This is a genomic window from Neobacillus massiliamazoniensis (genome assembly GCF_001048695.1).
Lineage (GTDB): Bacteria > Bacillota > Bacilli > Bacillales > Cytobacillaceae > Neobacillus > Neobacillus massiliamazoniensis.
In genome coordinates this window covers 905,345-922,292 of record NZ_CVRB01000002.1, presented here as the reverse complement: position 1 = coordinate 922,292, position 16,948 = coordinate 905,345, and the positions used below count along the sequence as shown (strand labels likewise).

At 40.8% G+C, this 16,948-nt stretch carries 18 protein-coding genes; 9 read left to right on the top strand and 9 right to left on the bottom strand.

The window, feature by feature from the left end; translation table 11 throughout:
* Positions 1-85 precede the first annotated feature (85 nt).
* The 7 genes from BN1082_RS12215 (at position 86) to BN1082_RS12185 (ending at position 6,855) form a co-directional block, all read left to right on the top strand.
* Positions 86-544 (top strand): hypothetical protein, encoded by a 459-nt coding sequence (locus BN1082_RS12215; RefSeq protein WP_090634684.1) that lies wholly within the window; start codon positions 86-88, stop codon positions 542-544.
* Between the two features lie 15 nt (positions 545-559).
* Complete coding sequence (gene nosZ / locus BN1082_RS12210; RefSeq protein WP_090634682.1) at positions 560-2,431, top strand: Sec-dependent nitrous-oxide reductase; 1,872 nt, start codon at positions 560-562, stop codon at positions 2,429-2,431.
* 177 nt (positions 2,432-2,608) lie between these two features.
* Positions 2,609-3,184: a hypothetical protein gene (locus BN1082_RS12205; protein WP_342666648.1), complete on the top strand. Its 576-nt coding sequence runs from the start codon at positions 2,609-2,611 to the stop codon at positions 3,182-3,184.
* A complete protein-coding gene (gene nosD / locus BN1082_RS12200; protein WP_090634680.1) occupies positions 3,181-4,518 on the top strand; it encodes a nitrous oxide reductase family maturation protein NosD in 1,338 nt (445 codons plus the stop codon). The genes BN1082_RS12205 and nosD overlap by 4 nt, the downstream gene beginning before the upstream one ends.
* Entirely contained in the window at positions 4,482-5,279 is a 798-nt protein-coding gene (locus tag BN1082_RS12195; protein WP_090634678.1) for an ABC transporter permease, read from the top strand. The genes nosD and BN1082_RS12195 overlap by 37 nt, the downstream gene beginning before the upstream one ends.
* Positions 5,276-5,950, top strand: coding sequence for an ABC transporter ATP-binding protein (locus BN1082_RS12190; protein ID WP_090634676.1), 675 nt, complete (start codon positions 5,276-5,278; stop codon positions 5,948-5,950). Before BN1082_RS12195 ends, BN1082_RS12190 begins: the two co-directional genes overlap by 4 nt.
* A complete protein-coding gene (locus BN1082_RS12185; RefSeq protein WP_245640397.1) occupies positions 5,947-6,855 on the top strand; it encodes a FixH family protein in 909 nt (302 codons plus the stop codon). Before BN1082_RS12190 ends, BN1082_RS12185 begins: the two co-directional genes overlap by 4 nt.
* A gap of 67 nt (positions 6,856-6,922) precedes the next feature.
* Here the strand turns inward: BN1082_RS12185 and BN1082_RS12180 are convergent, their stop codons facing one another.
* From BN1082_RS12180 to BN1082_RS12170, 3 genes are all read right to left on the bottom strand, one after another.
* On the bottom strand, positions 6,923-7,156 hold the full coding sequence (locus BN1082_RS12180) for a hypothetical protein (RefSeq protein WP_090634674.1): 234 nt from the start codon (positions 7,154-7,156) through the stop codon (positions 6,923-6,925).
* A gap of 50 nt (positions 7,157-7,206) precedes the next feature.
* The gene (locus BN1082_RS12175) at positions 7,207-8,079 is read right to left on the bottom strand and encodes a Cof-type HAD-IIB family hydrolase (protein WP_090634671.1); all 873 of its coding nucleotides are present in this window, start codon (positions 8,077-8,079) and stop codon (positions 7,207-7,209) included.
* A 69-nt stretch (positions 8,080-8,148) separates the two neighbouring features.
* Positions 8,149-8,814: a DNA alkylation repair protein gene (locus tag BN1082_RS12170; protein ID WP_090634668.1), complete on the bottom strand. Its 666-nt coding sequence runs from the start codon at positions 8,812-8,814 to the stop codon at positions 8,149-8,151.
* Positions 8,815-8,958: 144 nt separating this feature from the next.
* Between BN1082_RS12170 and BN1082_RS28550 the strand changes: the two genes are divergently transcribed.
* Positions 8,959-9,093 (top strand): hypothetical protein, encoded by a 135-nt coding sequence (locus tag BN1082_RS28550; RefSeq protein WP_281177010.1) that lies wholly within the window; start codon positions 8,959-8,961, stop codon positions 9,091-9,093.
* 657 nt (positions 9,094-9,750) lie between these two features.
* On the opposite strand, the gene BN1082_RS12165 is transcribed toward BN1082_RS28550, so the two are convergent.
* Together BN1082_RS12165 and ybaK are read right to left on the bottom strand one after the other, a co-directional pair.
* Positions 9,751-10,854: a PRK06851 family protein gene (locus BN1082_RS12165; RefSeq protein ID WP_090634666.1), complete on the bottom strand. Its 1,104-nt coding sequence runs from the start codon at positions 10,852-10,854 to the stop codon at positions 9,751-9,753.
* Between the two features lie 81 nt (positions 10,855-10,935).
* Positions 10,936-11,421: a Cys-tRNA(Pro) deacylase gene (gene ybaK, locus BN1082_RS12160; RefSeq protein ID WP_090634663.1), complete on the bottom strand. Its 486-nt coding sequence runs from the start codon at positions 11,419-11,421 to the stop codon at positions 10,936-10,938.
* 240 nt (positions 11,422-11,661) lie between these two features.
* Here ybaK and BN1082_RS12155 point away from each other — a divergent pair, with 240 nt between their 5' ends.
* Complete coding sequence (locus BN1082_RS12155) at positions 11,662-13,452, top strand: TIGR04190 family B12-binding domain/radical SAM domain protein (RefSeq protein ID WP_090634661.1); 1,791 nt, start codon at positions 11,662-11,664, stop codon at positions 13,450-13,452.
* A gap of 149 nt (positions 13,453-13,601) precedes the next feature.
* Here BN1082_RS12155 and BN1082_RS12150 read toward each other — a convergent pair whose 3' ends face one another.
* Genes BN1082_RS12150 through BN1082_RS12135 form a run of 4 tightly spaced genes read right to left on the bottom strand, consistent with a single transcriptional unit; the run spans position 13,602 to position 16,933 of the window.
* A complete protein-coding gene (locus tag BN1082_RS12150) occupies positions 13,602-14,309 on the bottom strand; it encodes an ABC transporter ATP-binding protein (protein ID WP_090634657.1) in 708 nt (235 codons plus the stop codon).
* The gene (locus tag BN1082_RS12145; RefSeq protein ID WP_090634655.1) at positions 14,309-15,088 is read right to left on the bottom strand and encodes an ABC transporter ATP-binding protein; all 780 of its coding nucleotides are present in this window, start codon (positions 15,086-15,088) and stop codon (positions 14,309-14,311) included. The genes BN1082_RS12150 and BN1082_RS12145 overlap by 1 nt, the downstream gene beginning before the upstream one ends.
* Positions 15,063-16,037 carry a branched-chain amino acid ABC transporter permease gene (locus BN1082_RS12140; RefSeq protein ID WP_090634653.1) on the bottom strand — a complete coding sequence of 325 codons (975 nt, stop codon included), beginning with the start codon at positions 16,035-16,037 and terminating at the stop codon, positions 15,063-15,065. The genes BN1082_RS12145 and BN1082_RS12140 overlap by 26 nt, the downstream gene beginning before the upstream one ends.
* A 14-nt stretch (positions 16,038-16,051) precedes the next feature.
* Entirely contained in the window at positions 16,052-16,933 is an 882-nt protein-coding gene (locus BN1082_RS12135) for a branched-chain amino acid ABC transporter permease (protein WP_090634650.1), read from the bottom strand.
* Between the last annotated feature and the right edge of the window lie 15 nt (positions 16,934-16,948).

Below are 16,948 nucleotides of genomic sequence, written 5' to 3'. Positions count from 1 at the left end.
AATTGTGTTTTACATCACAGTGTAAAAAACACCGACAGAATAATATGAAAATATACACATTCCAAATATGTAAGGAGGGGGAAAAATGAAGAAAACCATTATCAGCTTTATTGTAAGCGCTTTACTTGGTTTTGGCCTTGGTTACTTAGTGTTTGATGTCATCATGGGTCATTCCGGGACGCAAAATCAAGTGGCAGCTACCTCGGAGCAAAAAACAACAACTAAAGATTCCAAAGACAAAAGCTCCGATTCCAAGGCTGCGACAACGGCAGCTACTACAGCTGCTGACCAAGACAATATTCTTTCAAAAAGAGGATGCCTCAGTTGCCACTCTGTTTCCGCTTTAAGCTTGAATGGTGGGCAGGTTGGACCGGACCTATCCCATGCGTATGTTGAGGTTGAAAGCAAACACAATATGCCAATCGAGGAGTTCTTGAAAAAGCCAAACTCAGCTGTTATGACAGGCGTTCTTGGCAGCAATCCATTAACAGATGACCAACGCAAACAAGTACTGGATATCCTGAAAAAAGCATCTGAAAAATAAAAGGTGGTGTAGTGTATGAAAAAATGGATTCCAATTGCTGCCGGCTTAGCTGCTGGGTTTGCGGCAGCGACCATTGCCTTCGGAAACTTTGGGACGAACAAGACAACTCAGGCGGTAACAAGCAACACAAAAAGCGATGCCGAAAAGGTTTATGTTCCTTATGGGCAAAAAGATGAATACTACTTATTCGCTTCGGGCGGGCACTCAGGGCAGCTATTTGTCTATGGTGTTCCATCAATGAGAGAAATTCGCACGATTCCGGTATTTTCTCCTGACCCGGCAACTGGATACGGGTTTGATACCGAAACAAAAAAAATGCTTGGCGGCTATACATGGGGTGACCTCCATCACCCAGCAATCTCCGAAACAAACGGCAATTATAACGGAAAATACTTATTTGCGACTGACGTAGGGAATAGCCGGGCAGCGGTTGTCGACCTTAAAACCTTTACAACGAAAGATATCATTAAAGTACCGAACACAAGCGGTCCGCATTGTGCCGCATTTGTTACCCAAAATACAGAGTATTTATTTTTACCAACACGATTTGCTGTCCCTCTAGGCCAAGAATATCAGCCATTAGATCAATATAGCACGAAATACCGCGGCGTCATGTCTGCCGTAACCTTTGATGAAAAGAAGGAAAAATTAAATATCGCCTACCAGGTTGCTCTTCCACCATGGAATTATGACCTGTCAGATGCCGGTAAAAAAGAATCCGGAGACTGGGCTGTTATAACATCCTATAACACCGAAGAAGCAACGACTACACTTGAAATCAACGCTTCCCAGGCAGACCGTGACTATATCGTTTTGTTCAACTGGAAAGAGCTTGCGCAAATGGTGAAGGACGGAAAGTATGAAGATGTGAACGGCCAGAAAATGATTTTTCCTGAAAAACAAAAAGGTGGAATCTATTTAGTGCCTGTCGCGAAATCACCGCATGGTGTCGATGTCTCTCCAGACGGTAAATACTTTATTGCCTCAGGTAAGCTGGCACCATTGATGACCGTATTTTCATTTGAAAAAGCATTTAAAGCCATCGAAAATAAAGATTTTGCTGGAGAAAGAAACGGGATTCCTATTCTGAAATACAAATCTGTTATGGAAAGAGAAGTAAACCCAGAAAATGCTCTTGGACCACTTCATACACAATTCGATGATAAAGGCTTTGCCTATACAACGATGTTTATTTCTTCTGAAGTCGTGAAATGGAATTATAAAACAGGGGAAGTTGTCGATCGGGTTCCTGTTCAATATGCACCAGGCCACTCTGCTGCTGCTGAAGGCGATACAGCTTCACCGCAAGGACATTACCTTGTTTCGCTGAACAAAATGGCGAAGGATAACTTCTTATCTGTTGGTCCATCCCACCCGGAAACGATGCAGTTAATCGATATTAGCGGCTCAAAAATGCACATCCTTGATACCGTTCCTGTGAACCCTGAACCGCACTATGCGCAAATGATTAAGGCCGATAAAATTCATACCATCAACGTCTATCCGAAAGATCCTAGCAATCCATTTGCTGTCTATAAACAATCGGATACGAAAATCGTCAGAAATGGAAATGAAGTCCATGTATATGGAACAGCCGTACGTTCAAGGTTTACCTTTGACCATACGCAGAAACGGCCTGACGAAATTGATGTAAATCAAGGCGATCATGTGTTTATCCATTTAACCAATATTGATTTTGATGAAGATATCACCCATGGATTCGCCATCAACGGCTACAATCTCAACATGGAAGTTCAGCCAGGGCAGACCAATACGATTGACTTTATCGCAGATAAAGCCGGTACGTATCCGATTTACTGCACGAATTTCTGTTCAGCACTTCATCAAGAAATGACTGGTTACTTGCTGGTAAAACCTAATAACTAATCGTTGATACCCTTAGCCCTAACTTTATGTTATTTGGACTTATACTAATGACTAGCTGCAGCGCCAGGCCCTCGAGATCGCTTCGGTCCTGACTTGAAGCACAAAAAATGACTTCACCGTCATACCCTCCAGCTTGACTTGGATGAGACTGGCGCTTTCGCTTCTCTAAGAAAGGTCTTGTTTATTTTGAAAAGTAAAAAGTTTTCGATCGGTTCTTCTTTACTCATCACATGTTCAGCAATTTTATTTGGGGTATCCGCGTTTTTCCCGTGGTGGAAAATGGGCTTCTATGCCCCTCAATATCCCGAGGGCTTAAATATTATTGTGTATCCGACTAAGCTTGAAGGACAAATAGATATCATTAATGGGCTTAACCACTATATAGGAATGGCAAACTTCGGTGAAAAAAATTTCCCCGAGCTGTCCTATCTTGGATATATAGTTATCGGCTTGGTTGTTCTCACCCTCTTAACGGCGATTATTCGAAATAAAGCGGTTCTATACGGTCTAATCAGTCTGATTACAATCGGCGGATTACTCGGCATCTACGACCTCCACCACGCCCTTTATAAATATGGAACGAATTTAGACCCACATGCTGCGATAAAAATTAAACCATTTGTACCGCCGATTATTGGGCAAAACCAGGTGGCAAATTTTACGACACACAGCCTTCTTGGCTTAGGCACCTATTTCATCCTTGCTGCCTTTGTATTATTACTGATTCCGTTATGGAAGGAACGAAAAAGATGAAAAAATGGACGCTCTTCTCTTTAACTTTTTCTCTATTATTACTCATCTATCCTGAGAAGAATATGGCAGCCGAAAACCTTCAATCGATGATCGACTCCATGAAAGAGGGAGCGGTTTTGAAGCTCAAGAATAAGACCTATGAGGGCAATATCATCATTGATAAAAGCATAACGATCATAGGCTCCAATAAAACCGTGATAAAAGGAGACGGAACCGGAAATGTTATCTCCATCAAGGCTCCAAATGTGCATTTAAGCCACCTGACCGTTCGCCACAGCAGCATGAGCCTTGACACTGCTGAGGAGTACGCAGCCATCAAAATTTATTCAAACGAAAATGTGGTCGACCATGTAACCGTCCGTGACTCCTTTCACGGTATTTATATAAGCCAGGGGCAGTATAATACAATTCGCGACAATGATATACGAGGCTTGGGGAAAGGAGAAATTGCTTCCCAAGGAAACGGCCTCCATGTGTACTATGCAAATAATAACCTTCTAGAAAATAATCGAATTGAGGGAACCCGAGACGGTATGTTCTTCGATTACGCCAATAATAATCGAAGCTTTGGCAATCAAATTAGCAATACCAGATATGGACTCCATTATATGTATTCTGACGAAAACACTTTTGAGAATAATACGTTTACGATGAATATAGGCGGGGCCGCCATTATGAACTCTAATTATCTTAAACTACGAAATAACCAATTTATTTTTAACGATGGAAATCAATCATTTGGCCTCTTACTTATGCAGGCGAATGACAACTATATAGAAAAAAATACGTTTTATATGAACCAGCGGGGAATTTATATCGACCAATCAACGAGAAATCTCTATTTACAAAACAAAATCGTGCAAAACCAAATCGGGATTGAACTATGGGGGAGCTCTAACAAACAGACCTTTTCTCTAAACCGAATTACAGACAATAACCTGCCGGCCGTTACCATTGGCGGTAAGGGAGAGGGAAACGCCTGGAGCAAGAATAATAAAGGAAATGATTGGGGCAGTGCCTTCCCGCTCACTGATTTAAACCAAGATGGGATTGGCGATTTCCCAGTCACGTATCATTCCTCTCTCCATCAATTGCTCGAGAATCAGGAATTAACAAATTTATTTTTAAAGAGCCCAGCAATTGCCATCTATGAAAAAATGAATGCTCTGCTTGAACATGATGATGTCATGTTCAGTGATTCATATCCATTAGTGACGAAGCATCCAACGATTCATCCCCTCCTGATTGGGTTAGGAATTCTTTCTGTACTGATTTTATTTAAAGGGAGACATCGACTATGCATTATGTTTGGAAGGAATGGAAAGAAAATTTAAGAGGAAAAGGATTATGGTTGTCATTAAGCATTATCGTAATCATCTCTATCAGCATTTTGTTTCGCTCTTCCGTTCTTTCTTATGATAAAGGCTTTCTTGTCTTGTTAATTAACCTATTTGATACGATTATTTATTTTATCCCGATTCTTTGCCTGTTTATCGGAGCATTCTCCATCTTTCAGGAGAAGGAACAGAAAACCTTGATTATGCTACTGACGAAAAATGAACGTTATTCAAGCTTCTTATTTAAGAAAAGCCTTGGTTTGAATACCGTCGTTCTCATGCCGCTCGTGGTCTGGTTTTTCTTCTATTTACTCTTGCTGAAATTTTATTTTCAATTAGATGTCAAAAGTTATCTGCTCTTTGTATTTTCGCTTATTTGTCTATCAATGATCTTTTTGCAAATGGGTGCGGCAATCGGAAGCTTCAGCCGTTCTCGAATGCAGATTGTCGGCTATTGCCTTTTTATCTGGTTTTATTTCTTTTTCATGCACGACTTTCTTTTACTATCGTTACTTCCTACTGTCACCTATGACAACGTCCAGTGGTTTTCCATCGCCTATTTTCTAAACCCTCTTGAAGCAGTACGGATGTTTTTAGAAACGGGGATGGGCGTCTATTCCTTTGGCCACATGTCAAAGTTGATGCAAACATTTATGTGGACGAAACCAGTATTCTTCCTTTTTGGTAATCTAGCGTTTTGGCTGGTCGTTACCACTGGTGTGGGAGTTATTTTCCATCGGAAGGAGGGATTTGAATGATTAAGGTTACGAATTTATACCAATCCTTCGGGAAAAAGACCATACTAGACGGGGTCAATCTTGACATCAAAAAGCATGAAATTTGTGCCCTTGTCGGCCGCAATGGCGCTGGAAAATCAACGTTTATTAATAGTCTCCTCGGACTGCTTCCAGTCAAACAAGGAACCATCACCATAAACGGAAGCGAAGTCACTAGGAAAAACGAGGAATGGAAAAAGGAAATCGCCTACCTGCCGGAAAAATTCATGCTCTATCCAATGCTAACAGGCCTTGAAAACATGACATTTTTTGCAGAAGCATTGGCAAAGGTGCCTGACACCGATCGGATAAAACAAACCCTTCAATCGGTTCGTTTATGGGACGACCGTGATCTTCAGGTGAAAAAGTATTCCAAAGGGATGCTGCAGCGACTTGGTTTGGCCATTACGCTTTACCAGGATGCCAGCATTCTTATCCTAGATGAGCCGACAAGCGGCATTGACCCAATCGGGAGAAGAGAAATCCTAGAGGTGCTAAAAACCCTTCATCACAAAACCGTTCTCCTCTCTTCACACCATCTTGATGAAATTAAACAAGTATGTACGCATGTGGCCTATTTAAATGATGGAAAAATGGAAAAATACACAGTCGAAGATTTTCTACAATCTCAAAAATTAGGGGGATCTGAATGATGATAAAAAAAGGGTTGTTTGTGTTGCTCATGTTGCTAGTAGCCGTGCTGACTAGTTGCAGTTCAGGACCTGATTATAAAATTTCTGTCTCAAAACCGCTCTATTTTCAAAAAGATTCCGCCTCACCTTTTGAAATAAAGATCACGGAAAACAACAAGCCTGTTAAGGGTCTTAAGATTTCCGCTGAGCTATCAATGGCTAATATGGATCATGGCACCAGTAGCGTGAAATTAACTGAAGGCCAAGAAGGAACGTATTTAGGGAAAGTGAAGCTTTCGATGGATGGCAAATATCAAATTACCTTTACCATTGAAAAGGACGGAAAAAAAGTTGAAAAAACGACTGATTACACTGTAAAAAAAGCCGACGGCGTTGCTCTCATTAATGGAGAATGGATTAAAAAGGAAGACTTACAGTTTTATCAGCTAATTAATAAGCTACAATTGGCTATTAACCGCGAGAATGCCCGTAAGACCTATAGCGGCCAGCAGTTAGAGGAAGAAATGGCCTATTTAGATTCACAAGAAAAATCGGCAAAAGATAAAAATCAGCTGTTAACTCAAATCATCCGCATACGTGCAATGGCCCTTCTTGCTGAGCAAAAAGGTCACAAAGCTAATGAAGATGCTATTAAGAATGCTATTAATAAAGACCATACGCAATATCTTCAATATGATTCTACTAAAAAACTAATCGGTGAATTCGGTGAAGCCAAGTTTCAAACACTTGAAGAAAAGGAATATCGTTATACCATCCTATCCAACCAAGTACTCTCAGACTTGGTCGAACAAGCAAAAAAAGCAAATCCCAATGTAGGTACTCAAGAAATTACCTATCAAGCCCAGCAAAGTTTCGAAGACCTGCTCGTTTCCCAGATTAACTCATTAAACATCGAAATCCTCTAAGGTGTCAGGCACCAGAGTGGCACCACATAAGATGTAAAAAAGCACGCTTCAACCTTTGAGCGTGCTTTTAGTTTTCCGGCGAGTTCATGATTTTGATTGTTTTAAAGCCGATATTCACTTTGTAATTCAAATTCCAATTACTGCTGAAAACCTCTACTTCGTTTTCCTGTACCCCGAAACGGATCACGGCATCATTTTCCTCGTCCATGACCACGTAGCAGTTTTTATTCGAGTAAATTTGATAGGAACTATGCGTAATCAACGTCCAGCCATATTGTAATGGGTTACTTTTTGTACTCATTCCAAACCTGCCTTTTTTGATTAAATTATATACTAAATATGAATAAATTGTTAATCTCTTACACTCTTCCTAAGCACGTCAACAATCGCCTTCGCCACGCCGTTTTCTTCATTCGTATTCGTGACGACATCACATAGGGACTTAATTACATCACTCGCATTTCCCATCGCCACCGATTTCCCTGCTCTTTGCAGCATGGAGATATCATTAAAATTATCTCCAATTGCCATCGTTTCAGCGAGATCGATTCCATGGGCTTTGACAAATGCTTCAAGGGCAACACCCTTTTGGGCTTGCTTGTGGGTAATTTCCAAATTTTCATGGCCTGAAGCAGAAACAGCTAATTCTTCAAACTCTGAGAGAAATTTACCAGCTTCTTGAAGCTTAACAGGATCAAAGGAGAATACAAGCAGCTTATAAATTTGTTGCGCTTCATCGGCAAACAACTCTTCATAATCTTCAATTACCTGAATCAGCCCGTCACGCAATCTTGCTCCTGCTGCATGGGCTACCTCATCGCGGTCAACATCCGGATTAGCACTGACAATAATGTCAACCAGAATGGACACCGCCAAATCCATATTTATCGTGTATGCCCCATTATTGGTGTAAACCTCAAAATAAACATCATGTTCCGTTAGCTTTGCCGCTGCTTCCCTTGCCAATTGTTTATCAATAGGGTTTGAGGTAAGGACATTTCCCTCTTTCGTGCGGACCTCTGCACCATTCACACAAATAATGGGACATTTTACGCCGGCATCCGCTAATACATAGGTTGCCTCCTGATATGATCGCCCTGTTGCAACGACTACTTCAATTCCTTGGGCCTGTGCTTTTAAAATGGCTTCTTTATTTTCCTGGCTGATTTGCTGCAGTGAATTCAACAATGTTCCATCCATGTCTGTTGCAATACATTCAATCATGCTGTCCTCCTCAATTTTTTTGCTACTCGTATTTTAACATTTATGTTAATATCTATGCCATTTTTCCCATCATACATACTTGCTTCCTTCTCGTACACTTAATGGCGCCAGCTTCTGGCCTGCAATGAACTTCCCCACGGATTCCGGATTCGTTTTTGAATATTCCCGTAATGCCCAGCCAATTGCCTTTTGGATAAAAAATTCCTTGCTATCGGCATTTTTCACTATGTATTGGTAGAGAAGCTCTTCATTTGTTTGCTTCTTATATTTTAATTGAAAAAGAAGAGCTGCCCTTCGCAGCCACATATTGTCGTGGCTGGCCCAGCCATCAATTGTCTCATGAATCACTTCCGGAAACCTTCTGGCGATTTCCCCAACCGGCTTGGGCGCTATGGCATCGACCGTATCCCACCATGATTTGGTGGTAATTAGCTGCTCCATGAAATCCAAGTCATTTTTTTCAAGCTTTTTCACCGACTTTTCAAGGTAAACCAGGGCTGTATATTGATATTCCCGTTCTTCCTTCTCCCAAAGACCCGTCACAAAGTCCTTGTTAAATGGCTCTTTTAACAGCCCAGTCTTATTGAAAAATTGTCTTTCTAGCTCCTTTCTCAGTGGCGACTTGATCCCTAGGAATGGAAAGTGGTCTTTCATATATTTCTTCATTGATTCTGCATTCATAGCGTTTCGGTTTTCCTCGAACATTTGAGTTAATACGTCGATATGTGTTGTCATTTACGCGCCCTTCCTTCATTTTTGAATTGTTAGCCTAAAGTAATTATTCTAGCACCATTCTTTTTTAACCTTTTTTCTGTTAACCTGCATAAACAATTGTACCGCTGCCACACTAATAATGGACTGTTAAGGAGGGATTCTCGAATGACAAAGAAGTATAATAAAGGCAGCCAAAATCAAAATTCACCAAGAGCAGAAGCCGAATTTGCCGGTGAATTTGTCAGTGGTGACAACAGTAAAGGAAATAAGCATAATCGAACACAGAAGGGTAAGAAGTAAAGTTAACCCCCGATGAAACCGAAAATCCTAAGTCATCCGTTTTATGAAGCACACATTATTTAGAAAACGTAAAGTCTCAACGACCGTTTGATCTCTTATTATGAGAAAAGGTCGTTGATCCATCGTCTCAACGACCTTTCGACCTCTTTTTATGAGAAAACGGGCGTTGATACACGGGCTCAACGACCTTTTGACTCCTTTTTACGTGAAAACGGGCGTTGATAAACTGGCTCAACGACCTTTCGACCCCTTTTTACGTGAAAAAGGGCGTTGATACACAGGCTCAACGACCTTTCGACTCCTTTTTACGTGAAAACGGGCGTTGATACACGGGCTCAACGACCTTTCGACCCCTTTTTACGTGAAAAAGGGCGTTGATACACGGGCTCAACGACCTTTCGACCTCTTTTTATGAGAAAACGGGCATTGATGTACGGGCTCAACGACCGGTAGCCTCTTTTTATGAGATCACAATCTGTCTTTTTCGGTTTCTAGCATCGTTTCTTTTACTTGTTTATAAAATTAAACTCTATTGTTACGATATTAAATCGTATTTACTCCATAAAAAAAGCAATGCGTTTCAGTTCTTGCATTGCTTTTTTTAATTATAGGTATCAGCTGTTTAGAAAAACCCCGTACCCTCTTATATTATTTTCCCTATTCAACTCTAACCCCGGCCAATTCCCTAATTTGCTCAGCGATTTGATTTTGAATTTCTTCAACCACTGTAAAATCCATTGCGGAAATATAAATGGCTTCAAGCTTATCATGAAGTTCCTTTGCCTTTGCTAGATAGGAGGTTGCTTCTGCCATCTTTTCTTTATATTTTGCTGTAATTCTTTCGATTATTTCGGCATAAAGTTCATCCGTTTTAGGGGCAATGAGAAGTTCATACATATCAATAATTTCGTCACCATCACGGCTTGGAAAATATTCGTGCGGGGCCGTGCTATCAAAAATAGCAATTCCCAACTCACGGAAAATCACCATATCAAGGCTGTTCGGATCAAATCCGCAATGATAAATTTCAGCATCTACGCCTCGCTCTTCAGCTGCAGCAGCAAGCTTTTTTAACATCGTGGATTTCCCGGAACCAGGACGACCCTTGATGAAATAACGCTTCGAAATATCCTCTGTTAAATTGGGGACAAAATCCACTGCCCCCATGGGTGTGGCCGCGCCTAAAAAACGATGGCGGATGTCCGATTTTTTGTTCAGCTTCATTTTCCCCAAGAAAGCTGCAATCAATCTATTGGTCAATTGGTCTGCTTTATTAAAATCCATGCTATTAATATAAATTTTTTCCCAATCATCGTGGATTTCCAATGCTTCATTAAACGTGGAATAAGCCTTTTGAAACAATTGGTTAATCTGATAGGTAAAACGTTGGATTTTATTTTTATGAAGGCCCAGCACTTGAACATCCCATGCTTCACCAAGGTTAATATACTGCTCGATGGCACCTGGTGCTTTCGGTTCAATCACATGTGGCGCTGTTCCGTCAACAATTCCTACTTTCAAAGCAGGAATGATGACACCGTCAATCGATTGATTATCGGAAGAGCAGTGAAGTAATTCAATATTATAGCCTTTTTCTACCCACTCATTGCCGATCTTTTTCATCAACGAAGATTTTCCTGTTCCTGGGCCGCCTTTTAAAATAAATAAGCGATCAAGTCCTTGCAGGTTGGAGTCATAGAGATTGTGAAAGCCTCGTGCCGTGTTACCGCCTGCATAATAATTTTTTATTTTTCCAGCCACTTATTCGACACTCCCTTTTCCGTGACATATTTTCACATTATCTTATGCTTATGCCACATATAGGTGAATGCCTAATGGATGTCAGGCACCATTTTTTATGAGATGGGTAATTTCGGCGGTTGTGAGCTCCTTTAACTTGGCCGGTGCCAATACGATTTGGACACCAATTTTTCCGGCACTGACAATGATGGAGTCAATTTGCAGACAGCTTTCATCGATAAACGTCTGATATTCCTTTTTCATTCCGATTGGCGAACAACCTCCACGGATATAGCCAGTCCATTTTTGGATATCCTTCACCGGCACCATTTCGATTTTCTTTTCAGCTGCCGCCTTGGCTGCTTTCTTCAAATCCAATTCTGCGGCCACAGGAATAACAAAAACATAGATATTATTGCTTGTCCCTTGAGCGACAAGTGTTTTGTAAACTTCCTTTGGATTTCTGCAAATTTTCTCGGCAACCGAAACGCCGTCGATTTTTCCATCCTTATTATCATAGGTCAGCATTTCATATGATACCTTTTTAGCATCAAGAATCCGCATCGCATTCGTCTTTACTTGAGACATCATGATCATCCTTTTTTATTGATGTAGGTTTATTATAGCAATATTAAACCAACTGCTTTCAATGTACCTTTTATCCACAAATTCATCCAAAATCTGTCACCCGTTTGTCACTTTATTATATCTAAATTATAGTACACTTTAATTGAAAGTTTTCGCTTCACTTTAAGAGATAAATTAGTGTGTGAAATTATTCACATATAAATATATATACATAGTGTAATTAAATTAGAGGTGGATGACATGAAATATGATTTAGTTTTGCTGCATGCCCCGAGTGTCTATGATTTTCGCAAAAATCCCTTGCTAGCTGGACCTATTAGCGATGTGGTTCCATCATCGCCAGTATTTGAGATGTACCCAATCGGTCTGACAAGTATTGCAGACTATCTCGAGAGATTCGGTTTAAGAGTGAAAATCATTAATATTGCCAATCGGATGCTGATGAATCAAAGCTTTGATGTTGAAAAAAAGTTAAAGAAAATCAATACAAGAGCGTTCGGAATCGACCTTCACTGGCTGCCGCATGCCCATGGCAGCATTGAACTGGCCAAGTTGGTGAAAAGCCTGCATCCTGACAGCTCCATCATTTTTGGCGGATTATCAGCAACCTATTATCATCAAGAATTAATTCAATATCCTTTTGTTGACTTTGTCATGAGAGGCGACTCAACGGAAAAGCTCATGCTTCTTTTGATGAATAAATTTGAATATGGCAACACCAATTATTCAGATATTCCCAACCTCACTTGGAAGAAGGGGACAGAGACCCACTATAATCCACTTACGTATGTTCCTAAAGATTTGGATGAATTCGATGTCCCCGGCTATCGGTACACGATCCGTTCCGTTTTTAAGTATCGCAATTTCCTGGACCCACTTCCATACAATGGCTGGCTTCAATATCCAAACACAGCTCTTTTGACTGCCCGGGGCTGCACGCAAAACTGCCTCATTTGCGGCGGATCAAGAGAGGCATACGGACAGAACTGTAATCGGAAATCCCTTGCCTTACGATCGCCTCGTAAGCTTGTAGAGGATATTCAATTTATTCAACGCTTTAGCCGGGCACCTATTTTTATCCTTCATGACATCCGGCAGGGGGGAAAAGAATATATGAATGAATTTTTTAGTCTACTAAAGAAATTAAAGCCAAAAAATGAAATTGTGTTTGAATTATTTCAGTATGCAGATGAAGAGTTCTTTAAAAAAATAAATGACAGTGTTCCAAAATACAGTATTGAAATAACCCTTGAAACCCATGATGAACGGTTAAGAAAATTTAATGGAAAGTTTAGCTGCACGAATGAAAAAGTGATTGAAACCTTGAATTCTGCCTTAAAGCACGGCTGTAAGAAAATCGATTTGTTTTTTATGGTGGGTATTCCTGGACAAACCTATGAAAGTGCCTTACAAAACATCGAGTTTTGCGAAAGGATCCATCAGGCTTGTCAGTTAGACCCGCGAATTTTTTACTTTGTGGCACCACTTGCACCATTCCTTGACCCAGCCAGCCCGGCATTTGAGCATCCGGAACTCTATGGATATAAAAAATTCTGCCATACGCTTGAGGATCACCGCAAAGCGATTACCCAGCCTTCCTGGAAGCATATGCTAAGCTATGAAACAAATGAAATGACACGGGACGATATCGTAAATGCTACCTATGAAGCTGCTAAACTACTAAATCACTTTAAATTAAAGTATCAGCTTATTGATCAAAGTGGATTTGAAGACATTGAAAGAAAGATCGATAAATCGCAGACCTATATTGAGAAAATTGATTCTCTCATTAACCTGCCTAAGGAAAAAAAGGAACTAGAATTTGTTAAGCTCAATAAAGAAATAGAGGAACTGAATCGATACAGTATTTGCGGTAAAAATGAATTGAAATGGGAAGTACAAAAGAATTATGCCAACTTTTTCTCACTTGCCTTAGTAGGATTAGAACAGCTTTATGAAGAATACTTAATAAAAATCAGGACCCAATTAAGCCCGAAAAAACGCGAGCAAGTAAAAGTAGAAATAAAATAACAAGGGTGTCCCAAAAGGGTTTAACCTCTCGCTTAACATTCATTATATAGCTGCCTTTTTTGCAAAGTTCAACTATATATTTGTAAGTTGAGAGGTCTGACACTTTGTTTGGGACATCCTCATTTTGTCCGACTCGGCTTTTCAAGACCCTAATGTCCGCCTAAATAAGCCATTTGAATTTGTTCACTCTGATTTAGTTCGTCCGATGTACCGGAGAGGACTATTTTTCCAGTTTCAATGACATAGGCTCGGTCCGCAATAGAGAGTGCCATGTTGGCATTTTGCTCAACCAATAGAATAGTAGTTCCACTTTGGTTGATTTCTTTAATGATCCGAAAAATGGTTTTGACTAACAATGGTGCAAGCCCCATTGACGGCTCATCTAATAATAGCAGCCTTGGCCGTGCCATGAGAGCCCGTCCCATAGCAAGCATTTGCTGTTCACCACCTGACATTGTTCCAGCCTGCTGCTTCCGGCGTTCATGGAGGCGAGGGAATAACTGATAGACCTTGTCAAAGTCCTCGCGAATCCCTTGTTTATCTTTTCTTATATAGGCCCCTAATTCCAAGTTTTCCTCAACCGACATGTTTGAAAAGACTCGACGGCCTTCAGGTACTTGGGAAATGCCCTTTTTCACAATGGCTTGTGCAACATTTCCGGCAACAGATTGCCCTTCAAATAAAATATCGCCATTTTTTGGCTTCAGCAGACCAGAAATAGTTTTTAACAGTGTACTTTTCCCGGCACCATTTGCCCCGATTAGCGTGACAATCTCACCTTGATTGATTTCAAGCGATATACCCTTTATGGCATGGATATTACCGTAATAGACATGGATATCGTTTATTTGCAGCATTAGGAGACCTCCTCCCCAAGATAGGCTTCGATGACTTTTGGATTATTCCGGATTTGTTCGGGAGTACCTTGAGCAATCAATTGACCGTGGTCAAGTACATATATTCGTTCACACACTCCCATTACGAGAAGCATGTCATGTTCAATCAGTAAAATCGTTAAAGAAAAACGTTCACGAATAAGCGCAATTAAATGCATGAGTTCTTCAGTTTCCTGAGGATTCATTCCGGCTGCAGGCTCATCAAGGAGCAGCAATTTGGGATTGGCCGCCAGTGCTCGGGCAATTTCAAGGCGGCGCTGCTGACCATAAGGCAAGTTCTTTGCTTTTTCATGCATGAATGGGTCAAGGTTAAAAATTTTTAAAAACTCAATTGCCTTTTCCTCCATCTCCTTCTCACCCGAAAAGTGGGGAGGAAGGCGGAAAATCGAGCTAATCATTGAATGCTTGGCAAGAGAGTGATATGCAACCTTAACATTATCGAGAACCGACAATTCACTAAATAAGCGGATATTTTGAAATGTACGGCTAATTCCTTTTTTCGTGATTTTATACGGTGCTAAACCATTTACTCTTTCTCCATCCAATTCAATGCTTCCTTCAGTAGGCACGTAAACACCCGTTAATAAATTGAAAAAGGTTGTTTTTCCGGCCCCGTTTGGTCCAATCAGTCCGACTAACTCTCCTTGATTTAATTCAAGGTTTACATCAGAAACTGCCTTTAATCCGCCAAACCGGATTCCTGCATTGTTTACCTTAAGCAACGGTGTGTTTGTTTTCATCGCGGGCTCCTCCTTTGGCGGATTTTCCAAACTTAAAGAATGAAGTTAATTCTTTCGTACCTAACAATCCTTGCGGACGATAAATCATCATAACGACGAGCACAAGGCTGTAAATAATCATCCTTAATTCTGGATAGCTTTGGAGGTAAGTAGAAACAATGGTCAGAAGAATTGCGGCAATGACTGCCCCAGACATACTACCCAGACCGCCGAATACAACAAAAATCAAAATATCAAATGATTTTAAGAAGCCAAAGTTTGTCGGCTGAATAATATAAAAGTTATGGGCATACAATGCACCGGCAATTCCGGCAAAAAAGGAACCGATCACAAAGGCTGTTACTTTATAATAGGTCGTATTAATTCCCATGGCATCGGCAGCAATTTCATTCTCACGAATGGAAATGCAGGCTCGTCCATGTGTAGAATTGGTGAAGTTAACAATCACGACAATCGTGAACACTACACAAGCAAAAATCCATGGCCATGTCGTCAGGTGTGGAACAGTCATTCCGCTTGCACCGCCGACATAATCAACATTTAAAAAGATAATCCTGACAATTTCGCCAAAACCGAGGGTGGCAATGGCAAGATAATCGCCTTTTAGTCTGAGGCTTGGAATCCCAATGACAAGACCAGCCAAGGCAGCGGCAATTCCCCCCGCCAACAAAGCGACTGGGAAGGGAAGGCCTAATTTCACGGTCATAATCGCGGAAGCATATGCCCCGATAGCAAGAAAGCCGGCATGTCCAATTGAAAATTGGCCAGTTACTCCAATGATTAAATGCAGACTTGCTGCAAGAATAATATTAATTCCGATATAGAAAAGGGTATTTGAGTAAAATTGGTTTAACACATCACCAGTTATTAAAAATTGGGTTACAACAGCGAAGATGACGGCTAAAACGATTGAGGCCCAAAAGCCCTTTACTTGTTTAAAAAGATTCATCGCTCAAGCCTCCCTTACACTTTTTCCCTGACATTTTTACCAAACAGGCCTGAAGGGCGGAAAATAAGGATTAAGATGAGGACAACAAAGGCAACACCATCACGCCATAGTGAATAACCAAGCGCACTAACCAGTGCCTCAATGACACCTAATACAAGTCCGCCAACCATTGCCCCTGGAATAATACCGATTCCGCCGAGTACCGCTGCAACGAATGCTTTAAGACCCGGAATAATTCCCATCAATGGTTCAATTTTCGTATAATACATGCCAAAAATGACTCCAGCAGCACCGGCAAGCGCTGAGCCAATCGCAAATGTTGCCGAAATCGTATTGTTTACATTAATCCCCATTAATCTCGCTGCATCCATATCATGTGATACTGCACGCATTGCTTTCCCGATTTTTGTACGATGAACGATAAATTGCAACAGCACCATTAATAATACCGCCGTTCCTAATATCAACAGTGACTGACCGCTGATATTTACTCCAAAAATATTTAAACTTTTAAATGGTACTAAGTTGTCAGGATAAGCTTCCGGCTGAGCACCGCGAATATAGATGGTCCCATATTCGATGAACAACGAAACACCAATCGCCGTAATCAAGGCAGCAATCCTTGTCGCATTCCTTAACGGCTTGTACGCAATCCGTTCAATTAAAACACCTATAATTGCACAGGCAGCCATCGAAATGAGCAATGCCGGGAAAAAGCTTAAATGAAATACAGAAATAGAATAAAAACCGATAAATGCACCAATCATGAAGACATCTCCATGGGCAAAATTGATTAATTTAACAATCCCATAAACCATTGTGTAGCCAAGAGCAATCAACGCATAAATACTTCCTAGGGATATTCCATTGACAAGCTGCTGAATAAATTGTTCCATGTCCAAACACTCCTC